This window comes from Allobosea sp. 2RAB26 (genome assembly GCF_052115465.1).
In the GTDB taxonomy this organism is placed as follows: Bacteria; Pseudomonadota; Alphaproteobacteria; order Rhizobiales; family Beijerinckiaceae; genus Allobosea.
The window spans coordinates 1-674 of record NZ_JBFRGS010000075.1 but is presented as its reverse complement, the minus strand read 5'-3'; the positions used below and the strand labels follow the sequence as shown (position 1 = coordinate 674).

Here is a 674-nt window from a genome sequence, read left to right as displayed (position 1 = left end):
CCCGAGAGCGCGTCGAAGCCGGCGCGGGCGTCGGCGACGCTTGCCGTGAGCAGCGCATCGTAGACACGGTGGCCGGCGCCCAGCGCTTCGGCTGCTCCGGCGGCACCGGCCTGGTTGCGGGTCAGGGCGACCTGCGGGAAGGCGGTGGCGTTGCGATCAAGCGTCAACGTCACCTCGGTGGCGCCATACGCCAGGCTCGGCGTCAGGAAGGCGAAGTTCGAGGCCACCGCGGCGAACTGGCCGCTGACCCCGCCCTGCGCCGTCAGGATGGTGTAGCGCGTCGAGGCGCCATACCCGCCTTGTTCCGCCAGAAGCTGCACCGTTCCCCCGGACACGGTTGCGGTTCCGGTGGCGGCGATCCTGTCGGACTGGCCGGCGGCATTGACCTCGAGTTGATAGGTCGAGCCSGGGTTGAAGGAAATGTTGCCGGCCACGGTCAGCGTGCCGATCGAATTGCCCGGTGCGACCGTGCCGGCATGGCCGACAATGACGCTCCCGACCGTGCCGGAACCGCCGAGCGCGCCGCCGGCCAGCATGATGGCGGAGCCCGTCAGCGAGCCGTTGACCGTGAGCAGGCCCGACAGCACCGAGGTCGCCCCGGTATAGCTGCTGTTCCCCGTCAGAATGAGCCGGCCGGAACCCTGCTTGGTCAGCGTCCCCGTGCCCGAGATGTT

Annotated in this window: 1 protein-coding gene; it reads right to left on the bottom strand. The window is 70.0% G+C overall.

Annotated elements, in window-relative coordinates; genetic code table 11:
• On the bottom strand, window positions 1-674 hold a 674-nt coding region (locus AB4118_RS34075), incomplete at both ends, for an autotransporter outer membrane beta-barrel domain-containing protein (protein WP_441493907.1).